This window comes from Desulfobacterales bacterium (assembly GCA_029211065.1).
GTDB lineage: Bacteria > Desulfobacterota > Desulfobacteria > Desulfobacterales > JARGFK01 > JARGFK01.
On record JARGFK010000004.1, the window covers coordinates 1 to 19,602 of the forward strand.

General features: G+C 49.9%; 17 protein-coding genes. 15 read left to right on the top strand and 2 right to left on the bottom strand.

What is annotated here, in order from left to right; genetic code table 11:
• Positions 1 to 286 precede the first annotated feature (286 nt).
• From P1P89_01720 to P1P89_01790, 15 genes are all read left to right on the top strand, one after another.
• Complete coding sequence (locus tag P1P89_01720; protein ID MDF1590205.1) at positions 287 to 634, top strand: killer suppression protein; 348 nt, start codon at positions 287 to 289, stop codon at positions 632 to 634.
• Positions 627 to 1,721: a helix-turn-helix domain-containing protein gene (locus tag P1P89_01725; protein ID MDF1590206.1), complete on the top strand. Its 1,095-nt coding sequence runs from the start codon at positions 627 to 629 to the stop codon at positions 1,719 to 1,721. The genes P1P89_01720 and P1P89_01725 overlap by 8 nt, the downstream gene beginning before the upstream one ends.
• Positions 1,722 to 4,436 carry a type I restriction-modification system subunit M gene (locus tag P1P89_01730; GenBank protein ID MDF1590207.1) on the top strand — a complete coding sequence of 905 codons (2,715 nt, stop codon included), beginning with the start codon at positions 1,722 to 1,724 and terminating at the stop codon, positions 4,434 to 4,436.
• Positions 4,437 to 4,510: 74 nt separating this feature from the next.
• Complete coding sequence (locus tag P1P89_01735) at positions 4,511 to 4,825, top strand: hypothetical protein (protein ID MDF1590208.1); 315 nt, start codon at positions 4,511 to 4,513, stop codon at positions 4,823 to 4,825.
• Complete coding sequence (locus tag P1P89_01740; protein ID MDF1590209.1) at positions 4,822 to 6,033, top strand: restriction endonuclease subunit S; 1,212 nt, start codon at positions 4,822 to 4,824, stop codon at positions 6,031 to 6,033. The genes P1P89_01735 and P1P89_01740 overlap by 4 nt, the downstream gene beginning before the upstream one ends.
• An 86-nt stretch (positions 6,034 to 6,119) precedes the next feature.
• Positions 6,120 to 7,865 (top strand): DUF262 domain-containing HNH endonuclease family protein, encoded by a 1,746-nt coding sequence (locus P1P89_01745; protein ID MDF1590210.1) that lies wholly within the window; start codon positions 6,120 to 6,122, stop codon positions 7,863 to 7,865.
• Between the two features lie 124 nt (positions 7,866 to 7,989).
• A complete protein-coding gene (locus tag P1P89_01750) occupies positions 7,990 to 9,516 on the top strand; it encodes an ATP-binding protein (GenBank protein ID MDF1590211.1) in 1,527 nt (508 codons plus the stop codon).
• Positions 9,517 to 9,573: 57 nt separating this feature from the next.
• Positions 9,574 to 9,984, top strand: coding sequence for a four helix bundle protein (locus tag P1P89_01755; protein MDF1590212.1), 411 nt, complete (start codon positions 9,574 to 9,576; stop codon positions 9,982 to 9,984).
• Positions 9,981 to 13,169 carry an HsdR family type I site-specific deoxyribonuclease gene (locus tag P1P89_01760; GenBank protein MDF1590213.1) on the top strand — a complete coding sequence of 1,063 codons (3,189 nt, stop codon included), beginning with the start codon at positions 9,981 to 9,983 and terminating at the stop codon, positions 13,167 to 13,169. The genes P1P89_01755 and P1P89_01760 overlap by 4 nt, the downstream gene beginning before the upstream one ends.
• A gap of 1 nt (position 13,170) precedes the next feature.
• The gene (locus tag P1P89_01765) at positions 13,171 to 13,854 is read left to right on the top strand and encodes a SprT family zinc-dependent metalloprotease (protein MDF1590214.1); all 684 of its coding nucleotides are present in this window, start codon (positions 13,171 to 13,173) and stop codon (positions 13,852 to 13,854) included.
• 355 nt (positions 13,855 to 14,209) lie between these two features.
• A complete protein-coding gene (locus P1P89_01770; protein ID MDF1590215.1) occupies positions 14,210 to 14,806 on the top strand; it encodes a plasmid pRiA4b ORF-3 family protein in 597 nt (198 codons plus the stop codon).
• A gap of 82 nt (positions 14,807 to 14,888) precedes the next feature.
• Positions 14,889 to 16,142: a hypothetical protein gene (locus tag P1P89_01775; protein MDF1590216.1), complete on the top strand. Its 1,254-nt coding sequence runs from the start codon at positions 14,889 to 14,891 to the stop codon at positions 16,140 to 16,142.
• A gap of 189 nt (positions 16,143 to 16,331) precedes the next feature.
• Positions 16,332 to 16,577, top strand: coding sequence for a DUF6398 domain-containing protein (locus P1P89_01780; GenBank protein ID MDF1590217.1), 246 nt, complete (start codon positions 16,332 to 16,334; stop codon positions 16,575 to 16,577).
• Positions 16,578 to 16,670: 93 nt separating this feature from the next.
• Positions 16,671 to 16,934: a hypothetical protein gene (locus P1P89_01785; protein MDF1590218.1), complete on the top strand. Its 264-nt coding sequence runs from the start codon at positions 16,671 to 16,673 to the stop codon at positions 16,932 to 16,934.
• Positions 16,935 to 17,091: 157 nt separating this feature from the next.
• Positions 17,092 to 18,219, top strand: coding sequence for an ATP-binding protein (locus tag P1P89_01790; protein ID MDF1590219.1), 1,128 nt, complete (start codon positions 17,092 to 17,094; stop codon positions 18,217 to 18,219).
• A 31-nt stretch (positions 18,220 to 18,250) separates the two neighbouring features.
• Here P1P89_01790 and P1P89_01795 read toward each other — a convergent pair whose 3' ends face one another.
• On the bottom strand, positions 18,251 to 18,550 hold the full coding sequence (locus tag P1P89_01795) for an HNH endonuclease (protein ID MDF1590220.1): 300 nt from the start codon (positions 18,548 to 18,550) through the stop codon (positions 18,251 to 18,253).
• A gap of 187 nt (positions 18,551 to 18,737) precedes the next feature.
• Positions 18,738 to 19,601: a glutathione synthase gene (locus tag P1P89_01800; GenBank protein MDF1590221.1), complete on the bottom strand. Its 864-nt coding sequence runs from the start codon at positions 19,599 to 19,601 to the stop codon at positions 18,738 to 18,740.
• Position 19,602 lies beyond the last annotated feature (1 nt).

Sequence of the window (19,602 nt, forward strand, 5' to 3'; positions counted from 1 at the left end):
AAATTATCACGAATACTCTATTTAACTCAAATATCTACAGGAAATATCCACTTTAATCTGTTCGCCCAGAATTACTGTTTTGACCCGTCGCCTCTTGATTATTATCAGGTTATATACTATCAACTACAAAATAATCATCGTACCCGTTCAAACTAAAGATAAATGGAGGGTTGTTTGATGCCAGCAAAAACCCCTTTTCTCCATAATGAGATGAGGGGTTTTGTTTTTATTTAGAATTATTATGATTAACCTATTTGGTTAATTAAACTTGACATTCGAGTTCATAATGGATATCCTGTTTAAAAAACAAAAAGACCGAATCATCTCAAACGACGAATCCAAATTAAAGCAAAAATATAAAGGCAATCCCCGAAGAAGCAAGCTGATCAGGGCCCGTCTGGATGAACTGACTGATGCCGAAAATCTGGCAGTCATGCGCTTTTTACCTCAAGCCTATTGTCATGAACTCAAAGGCAACCGGGCCGGTCAATTAGCGCTAAAGCTCGATCAGGGATACCGGATGGTATTCGAACCGGCCGATAACCCTGTTCCTAAAAAGAAAGACGGAGGCCTGGACTGGGACAGGGTGACTGCTATTCGAATCCTTGAACTGTCGGAGGATTATCATGATTAAACAAATTCAAAACGAATATACGCCCGATGTCGTTACCCCGCCCGGCGACACATTGCAAGAGGTTATTGATACCACCGGCATGACCAAGGCCGAGTTGGCGGACCGCATCGGCAAAACTCCAAAATTCATAAACGATATCATTAACCATTATGCGGCCATCACGCCGACAACGGCGATGGAGCTTGAAAAAGTTCTAGGGACTCCCGCGAGTTTCTGGAACAACCGTGAACGACGCTACCGTGAGAGCATTGCCCGCCAGAACGAACGCAAGCGTTTGCAGAAAGAAATACAATGGCTGGATGATTTCCCGATCAGCCCGATGGTTAAAGCCGGCTGGATCGAAAAACACAAAAATAAAATCAACCAGGTGGACGCCCTGCTGCGTTTTTTCGGCATCGCCTCTTCCCGGCAATGGGAAAAATTATGGCTTTCGCCGGCGACCGTTTATCGCAAGTCAAACGCCTTTGCCGCTAAACCGGAAGCCTGCTCGGTGTGGTTGAGAAAGGGGGAACTACAGGCGCAGGAAAGAATTTGCGAGACGTTTGACAAAGAAAAATTCAAGTCCGCCTTAACAACCATCCGCCATTTAACACGTTCCGAGCCACAGCAGTTTGAGAGCAAAACGATTCAATTATGCGCCGAGTCGGGGGTGGCGGTTGTTTTTACGCCCTCGATCAAGGGCGCTCCGGTTTACGGAGCTACCCGCTGGCTGACCCCGGAAAAGGCCATGATCCAGTTAAGCTTACGCGGAAAGTTTGAAGACCTGCTCTGGTTTACTTTTTTTCACGAATCCGGCCATATCCTTCTGCACGGAAAGAAAGAAGTTTTCATCGAAGACAACGACGGCCGGACCGAGAAAGAAAAAGAGGCCGACTGCTTTGCCGCAAACTTTTTAATTCCGATAAACGCCTGGCAAAAATTTTTTTCAACCGCCAATTATCAAAGCAAGGCAGCCGTTGAAGACTTCGCGAAAGAACAGCAGATTTCGCCGGCGATTGTTGTGGGGCGCCTGCAACACGACAATTTAATTCCCCACAATCGCCTGAATGATCTCAGGAGACGTTTTGAAATTAAAAGAAGTTCTTAAATGAAATCTGAAAAAATCACCCTCTCTCAACTCGAATCGTTTCTATTCAAGGCAGCCGATATTTTGCGCGGCAAGATGGACGCCTCGGAGTTCAAGGAATTTATTTTCGGGATGCTCTTTCTCAAGCGCTTGTCGGACGAATTCGACCGCAAGCGGGAGAATCTTCGGAAAAAAGACTTTGCCCACATCAAAGACCCTGCCCTCTTAAAGGAACTTCTTGAAGATAAAACCTCCTATGGCGAGACCTTTTTCGTCCCGCCCCGTGCTCGCTGGCATGGGTCATGGATCGATGAAAACAGCGATGAAGTCCCCCCGCTCAAGCACCTCAAGCACGACATCGGCAATATGCTCAACAAGGCCATCGCCGCCATTGAAGATGAAAACGATGTCTTGGCCGGGGTGCTGAAAAACAACATTGATTTCAATGCCGTCAAAGGCAAGACCAAGATTCCCGACCAGAAGTGGAAGGACCTGCTCGACCACTTTAACCAGCCTCAATTTGTCCTGGTCAACGACAATTTCGAGTTTCCCGACCTGCTCGGAGCGGCATACGAATACCTGATCAAGTTCTTCGCCGACAGCGCGGGCAAAAAAGGCGGCGAGTTCTACACCCCCGCCGAGGTCGTGCGGCTGCTGGTGCAACTCACCAAGCCCGAAGCGGGCAATGAGATCTACGACCCCACTGCCGGTTCCGGCGGTTTTCTCATTCAGGCCCACCAGTACGTCGAGGAGCAAGGGCAAGACCCCAACGATCTGGCTCTTTACGGGCAGGACTCCAACGGCACGGTCTGGTCAATCTGCAACATGAACATGATCCTGCACAACATCAACCGTTTTACCATTGAAAACGGGGACACCCTGGAGGATCCCCTGATTCTGGAAAACGGACAAATACGAAAGTTCGACCACGTCCTTGCCAATCCGCCGTTCTCCCAGAATTACAGCCGGGCCACCCTGAAGTTTCCCAATCGCTTTCGTGAATGGTGCCCCGAGACCGGCAAGAAGGCCGATCTTATGTTCGTCCAGCACATGCTGGCCAGCCTCAAATCCGATGGTCACATGGCCACCATCATGCCCCACGGCGTCCTTTTTCGGGGCGGCAAGGAAAAGCTCATTCGCGAAATCTTCATCGAGGATGATGTCATCGCGGCCATCATCAGCCTGCCGCCCGGGCTCTTTTACGGCACCGGCATTCCCGCCTGCGTGATCGTGGCCAACAAGAACAAGCCCGACGCCCTGCGTGACAAGGTGCTCTTCATCAACGCCGACCGCGAATACGCCGAAGGCAAGGCCCAGAACAAGCTGCGCCCCGAAGACATAGAGAAAATCGATTTTGTCTTTACCCACAAACGGGAGATACCCAAGTACAGCCGTCTGGTCGATAAGACCGAGATCGTCGAGACCCACGACTACAACCTCAACATCCGCCGCTATGTGGACAATACGCCCGATCCGGAACCCGAGGATGTGCAGGCCCACCTCATCGGCGGCGTGCCCGAGGCCGAAGTTCAGGCCAGACAAAATGATTTCTCCAGGTTCGGTATCAAATCAACCGTACTCTTTCAGGCCGAACGACCCGGCTATCTATCTTTTGTCCCGAAAATCGACGTCAAACCAGCCATCAAGACCACCCTCGAAGCCGCCCCCGAACTCAATAAGACCCTCAGCGCCCACCAAAACACCTTGGAAGCCTGGTGGGCCGTGGCCCGCGACGACTTTGCCCAGCTGCGCCAGTCCCGCAACGGGGGCAAAAAGATGCCCGAAGTCCGCCTCGAACTGCTGATCACCTTAAAGGATAAGCTCATCCCCTTGGGCGTGCTGGACGAGTTTAAAAGTGCCGGGGTTTTTGTCAACTGGTGGCAGCAGATCCGGTATGATCTTAAAACCATCATATCCACCGGCTGGCACCACAGCCTGATTCCTGATGATTATCTGATCGCCGACTGCTTCCAAGCTGAAGCCGACGCCACCGAAACCCTCGACGCCCGGATCAGCGAGGCACAGAGCGAACTGGCAGAAGCCTTGGAAACCGCCCAGGAGGTCGCCGGTTATGAACCGGAGGAGGACGAAAAAGTCACCGCCGCCGTCATCAAGAAAGCCCTAAAAGACCTCATCGACGACCTCAAGGGGAGTGAAGGCAGCTCCGCCCGCAAGGAGTTGAAAAACCTCAAGGCCCAGGACAAGGCGATCAAGGCCATCGAAAATCGCATCAAGGATGCCAAGACCGGCCTGAAAACAAAAACCGACGAACTGGCCCTCAAACTCCAGCTTAAACGCCTGGGCGGCGACGAGTTCAAGGCCGAAAGCCTGGAACTGATCCGGCAGGTGGAGGCCCAACTGGCCGAACTGGATTCAAAAAACAAGGCTGAAAAGAAAAATATCACCGCCCTGAACAAAGACAAAGCGGCCCTGAACGCGCGCCTTGCCAAAACCGACGGAATACTTACGGCCATCGGCGGGCAGCTCACCGAGGCCGAGGCCCGCGAACTCATCCTGAAAAAGATCTATGATCTGGTGACCAATGAGCTAAACCGCTACCTCAATACCGAAAAACGGCGCCTTATCGCCATGGTGGAAAACCTCTGGGATAAATATGCTGTTTCCAGCCGCGAACTGGAAAGCCGCCGGGCCGAAACCTTAAAGACGATAGAGGGGTTTCTCCAAAGCCTTGGTTATTTCGGAGGAACGATTAAGGGCGAAAGGGGGGAAATTTGAGATGAGCAAAGACAAAAACCCAAGCTTTAATCCCGTCGAATTCAACGGGATTAAAAAGAAAAGCGAAACCACAGATGGATGACCTTGTTCAGTCTATCGGCAAAATTGCACGGGCAACCCGGCGGCTTGCGCGGCAAGCTGAAAAACAATATGCTCCTGAGATAGAGGATATATTGCGAACCCGGTGCCGCGATCCCCAGCGCATCGAACACCTGCTTGACGGCATGCTCGATTTTGGCTTCGACGCAGGGATGGTCCGTTTATATAAAAAACTTTGCTGCTACTACTTCGAAATAGACCCTGAGGCAACCGCCTCATATGTCCGTGCCTATCGGGACATGTGGGATGAAGAAGGTCAGGCGAAGGGTAAAGAGCGAGGTGTGAAGTGAAGGTTTTGGAAGGTTGGGATAAAAAGACATTGCGGGACCTCGCAACTATCAATTATGGAAAATCACCAATCGAAATTTTGGCGCCCGATGGACCATATCCTGTTGTCGGAACAGGAGGGGCTGAACGACTTGGCGACGATTATTTATATGAAGGCGACTCGATTATTTTAGGAAGGAAGGGAACCATTGATCGAGTTCATTTCGCTACTGGTAGATTCTGGACCATTGATACTGCCTACTATCTTAGCGACTTCGCCGAATCGGTTCCACTATGGTTGTTCTACTTTCTTCAGACAATCGACCTGCGCCAGATGAATGAAGCGACTGGCGTCCCCAGCCTGTCGCGAGATACACTATACAAAATTGAAGTCTCCACCCCTCCAAAGCCCGAACAAACCAAAATCGCCGAGATCCTATCGACGGTGGACCGGGCCATTGAACAGACCGAGGCGTTGATCGCCAAGCAGCAGCGCATCAAGACCGGCCTGATGCAGGACCTCCTCACCCACGGCATCGACGAACACGGCAACCTCCGCTCCGAACAAACCCACCAATTCAAAGACTCGCCGCTTGGGAGGATTCCGGTTGAGTGGGACTGCACGCTTTTGTCACGCTTTGTTCCGTCAGCAGAATATGGCATCTCAACTTCACTTGGTGAGTCTGGAAATCCTGTATTGCGAATGAATAATTTTTTCAAAGGGGAGGCTGATATTTTTGACCTGAAATACACCGACCTAAAAGTCCCTGAAAAATTGTGGCTGCGAGATGGTGATGTATTGTTCAATAGAACGAATAGTTGGGAACATGTTGGTCGAACTGGCATTTGGCGAGGCCAGGTAGAGAAAGCGACATTTGCTTCGTATCTTGTTCGCTTGAATCCAGACCCTAATATGCTGCTTTCCGAACTGTTGAATGTCTGGTTGAACTGGGAGCCAACCCAGGTTGCGATGCGCAGACTCGCCACCCCAGCAGTCCAGCAAGTTAATATCAATCCGACAAACCTAAGAGGCATACATGCGGCATTCCCGAGCAGCTTGAATGAGCAATGCGAGATTGTCAAACGATTCACCAGCATGAGAAACACCATCAGTTCATGCTTTGAGAGTTTCAAAAAACTCCGCTCCCTCAAAACCGCTTTGATGGCAGACCTGCTCACCGGCAAGGTGCGGGTCACGCCGTTACTGGAAAAGAAGGAAGTTGGCGTATGATCAGAAAAAAGGCCCACTATCCACATCAAACTCGACGAACGCGATCATATTTGCTTGATATAATTGTAAAGAACAGGAGATAATCAATGCCTGCAAAACGCGAAATTAAAAGCGAAAAAATTCTGGTCAAGGATATTTTCTCAAATATGTGGTTCCGCATTCCCGAGTACCAGCGGCCATATATTTGGGGGGCAGACGAAATCAATGACTTGCTGGATGATCTTACATTTGCTCATGCGGAGAAGCCCGATCAGGAGTATTTCCTTGGTTCTTTCGTTTTTCAGACCAAGCGAGCAGGATCTGCACCAGGGCTAGATTTTGATGAAAACGATTTGTTGGATGGTCAGCAGCGAATGACCACCCTCCTGATGCTTTTTGGCTGTATTCGTGATTTGTGCACCGACTCTGATGTACATGAAATCTGTATAAGTTCCATTTTTCAAAAAGGGAATAAAATACATAAAATCCCGGAACGAACGAGAATTATGTTTGCAATCCGCGAGTCAGTTCAGGATTTCGTGAATGAGTTTATCAAGGCTGATGGGGCTACAAAACAAAGCGAGAAACTCATAGAGCTGGCAAAAACAAAAGACGATCCTTCGATTCGTAACATGGCCACAGCTGTGTTAGAAATTCATAAATACCTCAGCGATTCAAATAAAAAAATTGACTTGGTGGATTTTGTAACCTACCTTTCCAACAATGTCCTTCTGATCTACGTGGCAACAGAAGACCTGGACGATGCATTTCGGCTGTTTACTATCCTGAACGATCGCGGTGTTCCCCTCCGCAATAGCGATATCCTAAAATCCCAAAATTTAGGTGCTCTTGAGAATGATAAAGAAAAAGCTCGTTATGCAAAGCTGTGGGAAGAAGCAGAAGGCGAATTGGGCGACGACTTTGACCGGTTCCTGAACCATCTTCGTACAATTCTTGTAAAGGAAAAGGCTCGGCTGAGTTTGCTGGATGAGTTTGAACAAAAAATCTATCGTCCTCGCGAAAAGGATAAAACCACGGGGCAATTAAAAGCACCTCTTTTAAAAAAGGGCAAAGACACCTTTGAATTGGTCGACCGCTATCTTAAATATTATGACACCCTACTCGAAGGCGACAATTACGGACAGACGGGAAACTCTTTCCGTTTTGACAACCTTATTAAAGTGATGCTCGCCGGGTTGCCCTCTACCGACTGGATACCCCCACTACTTCGATACTACGACCGTTTTGGACATGATAACATTATGCGGTTTTTGGAATTGCTGGATAACAAGTTCTCTGGCGATTGGGTAGTACAATACACCCCTACCACTCGTATTGAAAACATGAACGAGATTATACGTGCCGTGGAAATAGCGGCTGATACTACCGCGATTATTAATAATATCTGCTTCGCTATTGAACAGGACGCATTTAAGCGTGCCATTGATTCGGCAGTGTATGGCAGACGATTTACCCGCTGTCTGCTGCTGAAACTGGATTATCTGTTTCATGATGACAGCCAACGGATGAGTATAGAGTCTCTTTCGGTGGAGCATATCCTGCCGCAAAACCCTGCGGATACCAGTCAATGGAGGAGAGACTTTACAGACGAACAGCGTGCCGAATGGACAGATCGGTTGGGAAATCTGGTTTTAATTACCACTAGAAAAAACACATCTCAGGGGAACTTAGACTATGCTGACAAAAAAATACGCTATTTTGAGAAACGGATAAATAGCTGCCCGAATTCACTTAGAGTTTTGAACAAATACTCGTGTTGGACGCCTGAGGAAGTTGAAGAAAATCATCGAGCAGTTCATAAAGAACTTAGAGATCATTATGGGATTATGTAATGAGCAAATCTACAGGTGGTTATCGGATTGACAAACGCAACTACGACGAAAAGCTATTACTCGACCTACTCACCGGCAAGATGTGCGTCGCCCCCCTCTTTACGGAACCACAGGAGGCCGGCGCATGAGTTCCAAACTCCCCATCAATCTCGAGGACCTGCTGCGACAGCGAAAGGTTGAGGGCGACCGTATCGAGTATAAAAAGGGATGGAACCCTGACCCGATCATGCGCACCCTCTGCGCCTTTGCCAATGACTTTGAAAATCTCGGGGGCGGATATGTCGTAATCGGGCAGGACTGCGACGAAGCCGGGATGCCCGTTTTTCCGCCGGCAGGTGTGCCTGACAATCAACTGGATGGCATCCAGCGTGAACTTCTGGGATGTTGCAACCAAATCAGGCCGCCCTATTTCCCCCTGCTGAGTGTCGAGCGGTTCGCAGGCCGCAACCTTGTGGTCCTGTGGGCGCCGGGAGGACAGAACCGGCCCTACAAGGTTCCTAGGTTCGTCACGACCGGCAAGAAGGATTACCGCTATTACATACGTCGTTACTCGAGCACGGTCGAGGCGAAAGGCGACGATGAGCGTGAGTTGATCAGCCTCACGGCCAGTGTTCCTTTTGATGACCGTTTTAGCCAGATCGCAACAATGGATGATCTGTCACCCCGGTTGATGGAAGAATTCCTGAGCGAAGTGGGCAGTGGTCTTGCCGATGAGGCGCGAAACCTCTCGATCGAAGCCCTGGGCCGACAAATCAATGTAGTGGGGGGACCAACGGAAGCGCCTTTGCCGAAAAACGTCGGCCTCCTCTTTTTCAATGAGCACCCGAAGCGATTCTTTCCGACAACACAGATCGATGTGCTCTGGTTTCCGGAAGGCGCGGGTGGAAATCGCTTTGACGAGAAAACCTTCGAAGGCCCTCTTGCCCAGATCGCGCGTGACGCGCTGAACTATATCCAGGCAAATTATCTCAAACAAACCGTCGTTAAACACCCCGACCGGGCCGAGGCCGAGCGTTTCTGGAACTTTCCCTATGCCGCCATTGAGGAAGCGGTGGTCAATGCCGTTTACCACCGATCCTACGAGATTCGCGAGCCGATTGAAGTGCGAATCAGCCCGGATGACCTGGTGGTTTTGAGTTTCCCCGGCCCGAACCGTTCCATTCGGATGGCGGACCTGCGGGCCGGCAAAGCTGTCAGCCGCCGCTACCGCAATCGCCGAATCGGCGATTTCCTCAAGGAGCTGGATCTCACCGAAGGTCGTTCCACCGGGATTTCAAAGGTTCTAAAAGTGATGAAAGAGAATGGCTCTCCACCCCCCGAGTTCGAGACGGATGACGACCGCAGCTATTTTCTGATCCGCCTGCCGGCGCATCCGAAGGCAGAATCGGACGAGAGAGCGCACGCCGACACAAAAGAGAAAACGTCGGGGAAAACGTCGGGGAAAACGTCGGGGAAAACGTCGGGGAAAACGTCGGGGAAAATTATTGAACTGATTTTACAGAACGCTTCCATTACCATTCCTGAAATGGCTTCAAAAATCGGGATTACAGAGAGATCGATAGAGCGAAATATTCGAAAACTCCAGGCAGAAGGCAAATTAAAACGCATTGGCCCGGCCAAGGGTGGACACTGGGTTGTCAAGGAGGAATGAGGAGAAGTTTGAAGATTGAAGTGGGAAGTTTGAAAAAAAGAGGAGAAATCCAAGACGATGAAAAGTGATTTGCCGGATCGGACATTTCAATTCGCACAGAGAATCGTGAAGCTGTGTCAGCATTTGGACAGTTCTTCCGGGATATCACGCTCGCTCGCGAACCAACTCCTCCGCTCCGGAACCTCCATCGGGGCGAATGTCGAGGAGGGGCAAGGCTCACAGAGCGAAGCGGACTTTGTGAGTAAATACAGCATTGCCTGCAAGGAAGCCCGAGAATCACACTATTGGCTCCGTTTGATTGCGGCTGCCGAAATGCTTGACTCAAAAAGTCTTGATCCTCTCACTCAGGAATGCGACGAAATTATTGCCATTCTCACGACCATAATCAAGCGACTGAAGACGAAGCTTCAATCTGGAAGGGAGAAGGGTAAAATTCGGTCCGGCGAACGAACAGGGGGAGCAACATGACGTCAAACTGCACCCGTCAAACTTCACTCTTGAGAATAGACGAGCGCAACCACGTCGAAAAGCCGCTGCTCGATCAGCTTGACGGCTTGGACTGGGAGATCACCGACCTCGATAATAAGCAGCATCCAGCCGACAGCTACCGGGATAGCTTTACCGAGGTGGTGATGCCGGCGGTGCTGCGCGAGCAGTTGAAGGTCATCAATGCTTGGCTGGAAGACGACCAGGTGGAAGAGGTGATCAAGCAGCTCACCGCCGGTTTTCCCGGTACCAGCCTGATCGAGAACAATCGCCATGTCCTGAACCTGCTGTTGGAAAACACCAGCGTCAGCGAAAACCGAAAGACAGGCGAAAAAAGCCCAACGGTACATTTTATCGATTTCAAGCACCGGGTCAAAAACCGCTTTATTGCGGTCTGCCGGTTCAAGGTGCGCATTCTGGGCACCGAGCACCACATTCTTCCGGACATCGTGCTTTTCTTAAATGGCCTGCCGGTTGTGGTGATCGAGTGCAAATCGCCCAAAGTCAAGGAGCCCATGGCCGAGGCCATTGCCCAGATGCTGCGTTACAGCGAGCAGCGCGGGGCCAAGGGCGAAGGCAGTGCGCCGCTGTTTTATTACAACCAGTTCATGGTCGCCACCTGCCGCCAGGAGGCCAAGTTCGGCACCATCACTACCCACAGCGAGCGCCTCTTTTTCCGCTGGGCGGACCCCTATCCCCGCAGCGTGGAGGACCTGGAACATGGCGCCAGTGGTCCCAACGACCAGCAGCGCCTGGTGGCCGGCATGCTCGACCGCGACAACCTGCTCGATCTGATCCGTACATTTACCCTCTTTTCCACCAACGACAAAGGCGAGACCATCAAGATAGTCGGTCGCTACCAGCAGTTTCGTGCGGTAAAGCTGGGGGTGCAGCGCCTGCTTGACGGCCGCAACCCCCGCGAGCGCAGCGGTATTATCTGGCACACCCAAGGCTCGGGCAAATCGCTGACCATGATGTTCATGGTGCGCGAGATGTATCGCCATCCGACCCTTTCCAAGTGGAAGGTGGTCTTTGTCACCGACCGCACCCAACTGGAGCAGCAGCTTTCGGAAACCAGTCAGAGTATCGGCTTTACCGTCAAGGTGGCCGACAGCATCCGCACCCTGAAAGACCTCTTGCGCTCAGATTCTTCGGATCTGGTGATGGCCATGATCCATAAGTTCCGCGAAGCGGACTTGACGCAAACCTTTCCGGAGTTAAATCCCAGCCCGCATATACTGGTGATGACCGACGAAGCGCACCGCTCCCAGTACGCCATGCTCGGGGCCAATCTGGACAAGGGGATCCCCAAGGCGGCCCGAATCGGCTACACCGGCACCCCCATCGACAAGACCGAGCGGGTCTTTGGCGATTATATCGACAAATACACCATGCGCCAATCCATCGAGGACGGTGTAACCCTGGAGATTGTTTACGAAGGCCGCACCCACAATGCCGAGGTGGCGGACCAGCAAGGCATGGACACCGCCTTTGCCGATGTGTTCAGCGAATATAACTTGCAAGAGCGCATGGAGATCCTCGGTTACGGCTCCCGTGACGCCTATCTTGAAGCCAAATCCACCATCAAGGCCAAGGCCGGAGATATGGTAAAACACTACCTGACCCACGTCTTTCCCAACGGCTACAAGGCCCAGGTGGTGGCTGTCTCACGGGAAGCAGCCGTACGGTATAAGACCTACGTCGATGCGGCTATCGTCAAGGCCATCGCCGCCCTTGAAAAAGACAATCCGAACTGCATCGATCTGGACCGGCTCAAAAAACTGCAAGCCGATGTGATCATATCCGGAGGGCACAACGATCTGCCGCATATTAAGGCGTATGCGGATAAGTCAAGGCACGAAACGAGCATCAAGAGCTTCAAGCTTCCTTTTGACGGCGAAGATGAGGGAATCACCGGCGACATGGGTATCGTCATCGTCCGGGATATGCTGCTCACCGGTTTCGACGCACCGGTGGAGCAGGTGATGTATCTTGACAAGGTGGTCGTTGCCCACAACCTGCTGCAGGCCATCGCCCGGGTGAATCGGGTCGGCGGCGAAGGGAAGGACAAGGGATTCGTGGTCGATTACGTCGGCATCGGCCACCATTTAAAAAAGGCCATCGAAATCTCCGACGAGCGCGAGCAGAAGGACGTTCTCGATGCCCTGAGCTTTCCGGAAAAAGAGCTGGATGATTTGCGGGCCGTCCACCGGTCGATTATGGCGTTTTTTGAAAAGCACGGCTTGACCGACCTCAACGACCATGACGCCTTTTTCGACCTTTTTTACGATGAAGATGTGCGCTTTGAGTACTTGCTGGCATTTAAAGGATTCACCAAGAGCCTCAACCTCGTTTTCCCGGCCAAGGAAGCGCTCGACTTCATGCCGGATTACCAGCACCTCTCTGAAATCAACGTACTGGCGGGAAAACATTTCCGCGACGCGCGTTTGAGCATGAAAGGGATTCCGCCCAAGCTCAGGGGGATTACAGATACGTATCTGAAATCCAAGGGCATCGACCTCAAAGTCGCCCCCATCTCGATTCTGGACCAGGACTTTGAAAGTCAGGTCGGAAAACGAAAACGGACCAAAACCAAGGCTGCCGAGGTCGAACATGCCATCCGTCACCATCTTGAGGTGGACCTTGATGACGATCCCGATCTGCAAGCCTCCTTTGCCGCGGCCTTGAAGAAAATCCTGGAGGATTTTCAAAAAAATTGGAAAATGATTTACGAGGAGCTGGAAAAACTGCGACAACGCATCATCAATGCCCGCAAGGAGCCGACTTACGGCCTGCACAGGAAAAAACAGATGCCGCTGTTTCGCATGTTCAGGCGGGAAATTTTCGAGGCCGGCGGCCTGTTTTCAAATGCCCAACCCGGGACTGCGGAAACCCAGAAAGCTTTCGGCATGACCGAGGAAGACAGGACCTGTCTGCTGGTGGATTTGACGCAGAACACTTTTCTGGCAGTGGAACGGGAATTGAAACTCACCGGGTTCTGGGAGAGCATCCCGGCCCGCAACAAGCTCAAAGGGGATTTGCAAAAAATTCTGCTGGCAGAGGAATTTGTCAGACTTCCCGATCTCATCAAAAACCGCGCTCATATCATTTCCAGGATTATGGAGATTGCGGAAAAAAACAACGACACCATCCTGTATGCGGAGTGACATGGACTTAGATTACACCATCGTAAGGTCGCCCAGGCGGCGCAAACTGACCATCACCGTCGAACGGGATCGTTCCGTGGTCGTGCATGCACCGGAATCGACATCGGAGGAAAAGATCCATCAGGTGGTGCAGGCAAAGCGCCAATGGATTTACGAAAAAATGAATCACCCCCAAAAGTACCGGGATCTGCCCCATCCCCCGGGAAAGGAGCTCGTCAACGGTGAATCCGCCCTTTACCTTGGGCGACACTACCGCATTGAAGTGGTCAAAACGGGGCTATCCGAGATTCGGTTCAACCAGCGCTTTTATATCCCTGCCGCCCACGCCGGAAAACGCCGGGAGGTTTTGCAGGAATGGTATATACAGCAGGCCGAGGCCAAGATCATCGCCCGGGTGAAACATCACGCCCGCAAACTTGGTGTGGCCTTTTCAAAAGTCAAAATAGTCGACAACCTTTATCGCTGGGGTTCCTGCACCGTGAATAACAATCTCAATTTCAACTGGCGCCTGATCAAAGCGCCTATGGTTGTCATTGATTACGCCATCGTTCATGAACTGGCCCACCTCATCGAGGCCAATCACACCTCAAGATTTTGGAATATCATCTGCGCACAGTCCCCAACCATGGAAAAGGCAAGAGCCTGGTTGAAAGAAAACGGACAGTTGTTGGAACAGGCCATATGAGTGAGATCAGAATCTATTCTTAATATTGATAATAGCGGGGGGTACGGAGTGATTAAACATGGCGACCCGGACTACTGTGTTGACTTGGCCAGGCCAGGCAAGCTGAAAGGCCGGCTCAGCGGCATGCCTCATATTCCACTGAAAGGTGTTCCTCCCATAAGATTGTCAGGTCCGTGCAGCCGGATACTTAAGCAGCTGGCAAAATCATGAAATCAGGGTTGAAAACTATAAAAATGATCCCTGTTGGAAAATTGGAGGTCGCAAATTGCGACATCCAATCCTTTTGTGTGTCTGTCTCGATAGCTCCAAAACTCGCACCATTGGCACGATAAATTAATTGAAGGAAATAATTACCATGAACGAAAGACTTTATTTGCTGAAAATCAGACTGCTTGAAATTCAGCCTGAAATTTGGCGGCAGTTTGTCGCGCCTGCCGGCATTACCCTGGACCGGCTGCATGATGTCATTCAGATTGTGATGGGTTGGACCGACAGTCATTTGCATGAATTCACGATCGGAAATAAACGTTACACGGAATTTCCTGAATCAAAAGAACAAGGTTTTGAATGCGGGAGATATCGCCTGGGGGATCTGGTTAAACAAAAAGACCGCACCTTCAGCTATCTGTATGATTTTGGCGACAGCTGGGAGCATGAAGTCATTCTTGAAGACAGTCGCTATTTCAACCCGAAACTTCAATCTGAAATCGAGTGCCTGGACGGCGTCCGAGCCTGTCCGCCTGAAGATGTCGGCGGTGTCCCGGGATATTATGAATTTTGTAAGGCTTTGAAAGATCCGCACCATGAAGAGCACGAGAGCTATAAAGAATGGATCTCTGGTTTTCCTTATTTTGAGAGTGCCTTCGACAGCGAGCGATTCGAAACCGAAAAGGTGAATCATGAGCTCTTGAAATATCTGAGGTGGTCGCGGGATAGGTTCAGGCCGTGGTAGCAGAAACCGTAAGCACGGGTGGAAAAACAAACCTGTGCAGACGACGGAAGCGGCATAGTTTTCAAATGAAGGGGAGCACTATATGGCAAAAAAACCGAAAAAAACGGATGTCCTGGCTGAGTTGCTGGCGGTTGCTTCGTCCAGGGTATTAACAGATCTGGTTCTAAAGCTTGCAGCGGGTCGGCCCGATGTCCGTCGGGAATGCCTCGATTTTCTGAAAACCCATGTTTCTGTTTCAAAAGCACTTGAAAAACGATCTGAAGGTGAAATCGTGTTGGCCCTATGGTCCGAGCTGGCGCTTGATCTGGGAGATCTGGATGAGTACGGCGGTGGCGATTATGCCACCGAGGATCATGTGGCTGAGCTTTTGGACCAGATTCGGACCCAACTGGATTCTAAAAATGTTGATTCAGACCATCGGCGCGAAATTCTTGATAGCGTTTTGCCCTATATTGAAAGCGGCAATGCCGGTATGGACGATCTGCTTTATGATGTCGCCTATGCCGCATGCTATGACGATCTCGACCTGCGCGAGCTGGCGGAGGCCTTCGAGTCGATGCCGGGTGATTGGAAAGCGGCCAATGCCCGTTGCATTTACCGCCAGATCGGAAATCAGGAAAAATATCTAGAGTTGCGTATGGGGCAGATGGAATACGGTGCGGATTACCATGACTTGGCGACATTTTATTGGGAGTCCGGGGAAAAGGAAAAGGCCCTGCAGGTGGCTGAGGAGGGTTTGCGCAAAGGGAAGGGAAGAATGGAAGAGTTGCGCATGTTTGTTGCCGATCGAGCTGAAGAATCGGGCGACCGCGAAAAGTATCTGGCGCTTCAATTCGACCAGGCTACGGATGGCCTGACGCTTGCAAAATACAAGGCTTTTAAGAAGATATGCACAGCAGCCGAATGGGCACGGTTCGAACCCAAAGTGCTTGCCCGGATCAAGGACGCCTGGCGCGCGGAACAGCTTAAAATTCGCATGCATCGCAAAGAGTACGCTGAGGCCATGGCCATTTTGACCAAGGGGCGATATCCGATGACGGACTGGGATTCAGATGATGAAATCCGGACAGCCAAAAAGCTTGAAACGCTCTACCCCGAAGAGATTCTCAAATACTATTTTTCGGGGGTCGGCGATTTAACGGTTAACGCCTCGCGAAAGGAGTATGCCCGCAAAGCCAAGGTGATGGCCAAGGTGCGGCATTTGCTGGTTGAGGTGATTGGCGAAGAAGCGCGCTGGAAAAATTATGCGGCTAAAGTCAAACAGGACAATATCCGGCGTCCGGCTTTTCAGGCGGAGTTTGCCGGGGCGCTGCCGGGCTGGCGGGAGTTGACCTGAACTGGACGCGAACAGAAAAAAGCTAACCGATTTGGGTCCGGAAGCCCTGGCCGACGCATTGGGCGAAAAGAAAATGGTTTCAGACCTCTTTGAAAAAGGGGGAAATATTAATCATACCTTGCATAGCAAACCACGACCACTCAGCAAGACTGTGCCGATGATATCGCACAAAGGGAGTAATTAAAAGAAATGGCGATAAATGAAAATTTTTTGGAAAAAAAGCAACGACTCGAACAGATCAAAGAATTGGTAAAGGACTTTTGTATGGCGCACATGAACGAGGAGTTGACGGGCTATGCCCTGAAACTGTGTGAGACCTTGGGTCGCAAGCGAAATATTTCTCTTGTGCGAGGGGAAAAGGAGATCTGGGCGGCGGCAATTGTTTATGTGATTGCCCGCCTTAATTTTTTGTTTGACAGGGACAATGCCTTTTAACTTTCGCCGGATACGATCTGTGATTTTTTCGGGACAAAAAAATCGACAACCGGCAACAAGGCATCCCAAATAGAGAAAACCTGCAACCTGCCAATGGGCGCCGAAGGTTTTTGCAGCCCGGACATTACCGATGCGCTGACGCTGGTTGAGTTGCCGAGCGGGATTGTGATTCCAAAAAACATGATGCCTAAATTTCAGTTTTCTTACGAAATAGAAAGCGATGAACAATCCGAAGAGCGGGAACGTCTGCCGGCTGAAAAAGAAAAATTCACCGTCCAGACTAAACAGAAACGCATGGCTGCCAAGAAAGAGGAAAACGACAAACAGCTCACCTTGTTCGACGATTTTGAGGCCTGAAGAACTCCGCCGTGAAAATATCCATACGGCTTGCTTTTTTAGCTTTCCACCTTTTCCACTTGACAATACACTTTAGGTGTATTAAAAATTATCCAAAACGGTTTAATCATTAAAGTGTAAAAATAATGCGTTACGCAGTCTACCCATGAGGGAAACGATGCAAAATCCATTTGCCTACAGCAACTATGTTACCGGAGAGTCTTTTTGCAACCGCCGCCAGGAACTGTCCCAGCTGCTGAACTATATAAAAGCATCTCAAAATGTACTTTTATTTTCCCATCGCCGATTCGGTAAAAGTTCTTTGATTCGGCAAGCTTTCCAGGAGACCAAGAAAAAAAAACTCAATGTCGGAACAATGCATGTCGAGTTATATGGAACGATATCTGAAAAGGATTTCATCACCCGAACGTTTCAAAGCTTAAATCAACTGGAATCAAACCTTGACAGGCTTCTGAAAACCGTCGGCGCGGCCTTAAAAAATATAAGGCTGAATGTAAGCATCGATCCGGCGACAGGGACGACTTCAGTCGCACCGTCTTTCGGGGCGATTAATGAAAAAACACTACTTGAAGAACTGATGGATATTCTTCAAAAATATTCACTAAAACATAAACTGGTCGTTGCTTTTGACGAATTCCAGGAAGTTGCCAATTATTCAGAAGAAGGTTTTGAAAAAAGACTGCGTTCGTTTATTCAGCGACATGCAAATATTTGTTATATTTTTGCAGGCAGCCAGCGCCATCTGATAACCGATATGTTTAATTCAACCAAACGGGCATTTTATAAATTGGCAGACAGTTTTCCGCTAAATAAAATTGATACCGAACATTACATCCCCTGGATTCAAAATTTGTTCAGAAAAAAAGGGATGGAGCTTGATGCAAAATTTATAGAGGAAATTATTGAGAGATTTGAAAATCATCCCATGTATATCCAGAACTTTCTGTTTCATTTATGGGATGAATCAGGGGAAAAAGGATTCACCCCTGAAGTTGTCGATAAAATCGAAAATTCGATCATCGAAAAAAGCAGTCTGGAATACACCATGCTATGGGAAACCTTAAGTCTCAATCAAAAGAAAACTCTAAAACTGATCCTGCTGAAGGATGGTTCAAACCTGTTTAATGCCGACGCCTTAAGATCAGTTAATTTAAAAACCGGGTCTTTGGTTACAAAAACCCTGTCAAGTCTCATCACCAAGGAGATTATCGTAAAAAATGGGAAATACATGATTCAGGATGTTGTTTTTAAAAAATGGCTGCAAAAAAATTTATCACTACCTTGATATTCGTGCGTCTGTCGCCCCACTCGCAAGATCACACCACCGTCTTTTTCGTCTTGATGTATTCATCCCATTCCATCGGCAACAAATACTTCTTTTTGTTGTTACATTCTTTGCAGCACGGGACCAGATTGCCCTTGGTGCTCCTGCCGCCGCGTGAGATGGGAACGATGTGATCCATGGTAAGTTCTTTTGGTGATATCCGGCTGCCGCAATAATAACAGACCCCCTTTGCCAGGCGGCGTTTCCACCATTGCGACCCCCGGAGCTCTCTGGCCTTTTGACGCTCTCTTTTTAGGTCCGACTCCTCTAAATGATACGCAAATGGGTCCATGGTTTCTTCTTCCGTTTTTGCTGGCAGGTGAAGTTTTTAAAATCCTAAGCTTTTAGCAGGCTGTTGAAAAACAAAAATCAGGTCGTCAGACAAGGCGCACGGCGATTCGACAAGCGCAGCATATTAGGCATATGTGAGCATTGGCGAGAGCCGTGCAACGCTGTATGACGGCATCAGGCGCAGTTTTTCAACAGCCTGTTAAAGACTTGCCCAACCCGGCAAGCCATTTCTCAACTTCGCTCCGGAGCAGTGCATAAAATTTTTCACTCCCGCCCAGCCCTTTTCGGCCGAAAAAATAATTGATTTCAAGAAACAGCGGCTCTCGTCGATCTTTTTCGGTTTCAGATAAAGTTGAAAAGATCAAATCAAAACCGGCCAGATTAATACCGGTTTCAGTGCAAAACTGCTTGACGGCTCTTTCGGCGGCCTTCCGCCGAATGGAATCGGAAACAGCATCAACTACGGCGCCCTTTGCCAGGCTGGAATAAAACCGCTCTTTTTTATGCTGGACCCGCCAGTAGGAAACGATCGTTTGGCCGACCACGACAACCCTCAACGTCTTTCCGTCTGCCGGAATGCATTCCTGTAATAAAAATCCTTTGAGCCCGCTCCGTTCATATGCAATTGCTTGTTGCATTATCCGGTCAAGGTCGTCGGCAGAGCGAATCAAATGAACGGATTCGCCTTCACCGCCCCAGGAAAACTTAAATACAAAAGGATAACTAAAATCACCCCCGGGCTGTTTGCCGCCATACCGGCTTGTGTATGTGTGGATATCCCGGAAAGTTTCGGTTTTGGGATGCGGCGCCTTGTTTTTTTGAAACAGCTCGATCTGCCCGGTTTTGCCCGGGTACCGAAACTTCCCGTCCAAATTAGGAAAAACATTCCCGCAGTGATTGCTTGCCATTTCATACAATACCCGACTGCAACCCTGGGATAGAATAACGGCATGGGCGGCCTTGATCGCTTTTAGATCTTCATTGTTCGGACTGCGGCCGGCACAGGTAATATTCCGGTCCCCTTCGATACAGGGATGAAACGATACAATCATG

Coding starts and splice junctions, on each gene's coding strand:
- P1P89_01720 (MDF1590205.1), top strand. CDS start 287: ATGGATATCCTGTTTAAAAAACAAAAAGACCGAATCATCTCAAACGAC.
- P1P89_01770 (MDF1590215.1), top strand. CDS start 14,210: ATGAACGAAAGACTTTATTTGCTGAAAATCAGACTGCTTGAAATTCAG.
- P1P89_01755 (MDF1590212.1), top strand. CDS start 9,574: ATGAAAAGTGATTTGCCGGATCGGACATTTCAATTCGCACAGAGAATC.
- P1P89_01775 (MDF1590216.1), top strand. CDS start 14,889: ATGGCAAAAAAACCGAAAAAAACGGATGTCCTGGCTGAGTTGCTGGCG.
- P1P89_01785 (MDF1590218.1), top strand. CDS start 16,671: ATGGGCGCCGAAGGTTTTTGCAGCCCGGACATTACCGATGCGCTGACG.
- P1P89_01730 (MDF1590207.1), top strand. CDS start 1,722: ATGAAATCTGAAAAAATCACCCTCTCTCAACTCGAATCGTTTCTATTC.
- P1P89_01760 (MDF1590213.1), top strand. CDS start 9,981: ATGACGTCAAACTGCACCCGTCAAACTTCACTCTTGAGAATAGACGAG.
- P1P89_01800 (MDF1590221.1), bottom strand. CDS start 19,601: ATGATTGTATCGTTTCATCCCTGTATCGAAGGGGACCGGAATATTACC.
- P1P89_01790 (MDF1590219.1), top strand. CDS start 17,092: ATGCAAAATCCATTTGCCTACAGCAACTATGTTACCGGAGAGTCTTTT.
- P1P89_01745 (MDF1590210.1), top strand. CDS start 6,120: ATGCCTGCAAAACGCGAAATTAAAAGCGAAAAAATTCTGGTCAAGGAT.
- P1P89_01780 (MDF1590217.1), top strand. CDS start 16,332: ATGGCGATAAATGAAAATTTTTTGGAAAAAAAGCAACGACTCGAACAG.
- P1P89_01795 (MDF1590220.1), bottom strand. CDS start 18,550: ATGGACCCATTTGCGTATCATTTAGAGGAGTCGGACCTAAAAAGAGAG.
- P1P89_01735 (MDF1590208.1), top strand. CDS start 4,511: ATGGATGACCTTGTTCAGTCTATCGGCAAAATTGCACGGGCAACCCGG.
- P1P89_01765 (MDF1590214.1), top strand. CDS start 13,171: ATGGACTTAGATTACACCATCGTAAGGTCGCCCAGGCGGCGCAAACTG.
- P1P89_01750 (MDF1590211.1), top strand. CDS start 7,990: ATGAGTTCCAAACTCCCCATCAATCTCGAGGACCTGCTGCGACAGCGA.
- P1P89_01725 (MDF1590206.1), top strand. CDS start 627: ATGATTAAACAAATTCAAAACGAATATACGCCCGATGTCGTTACCCCG.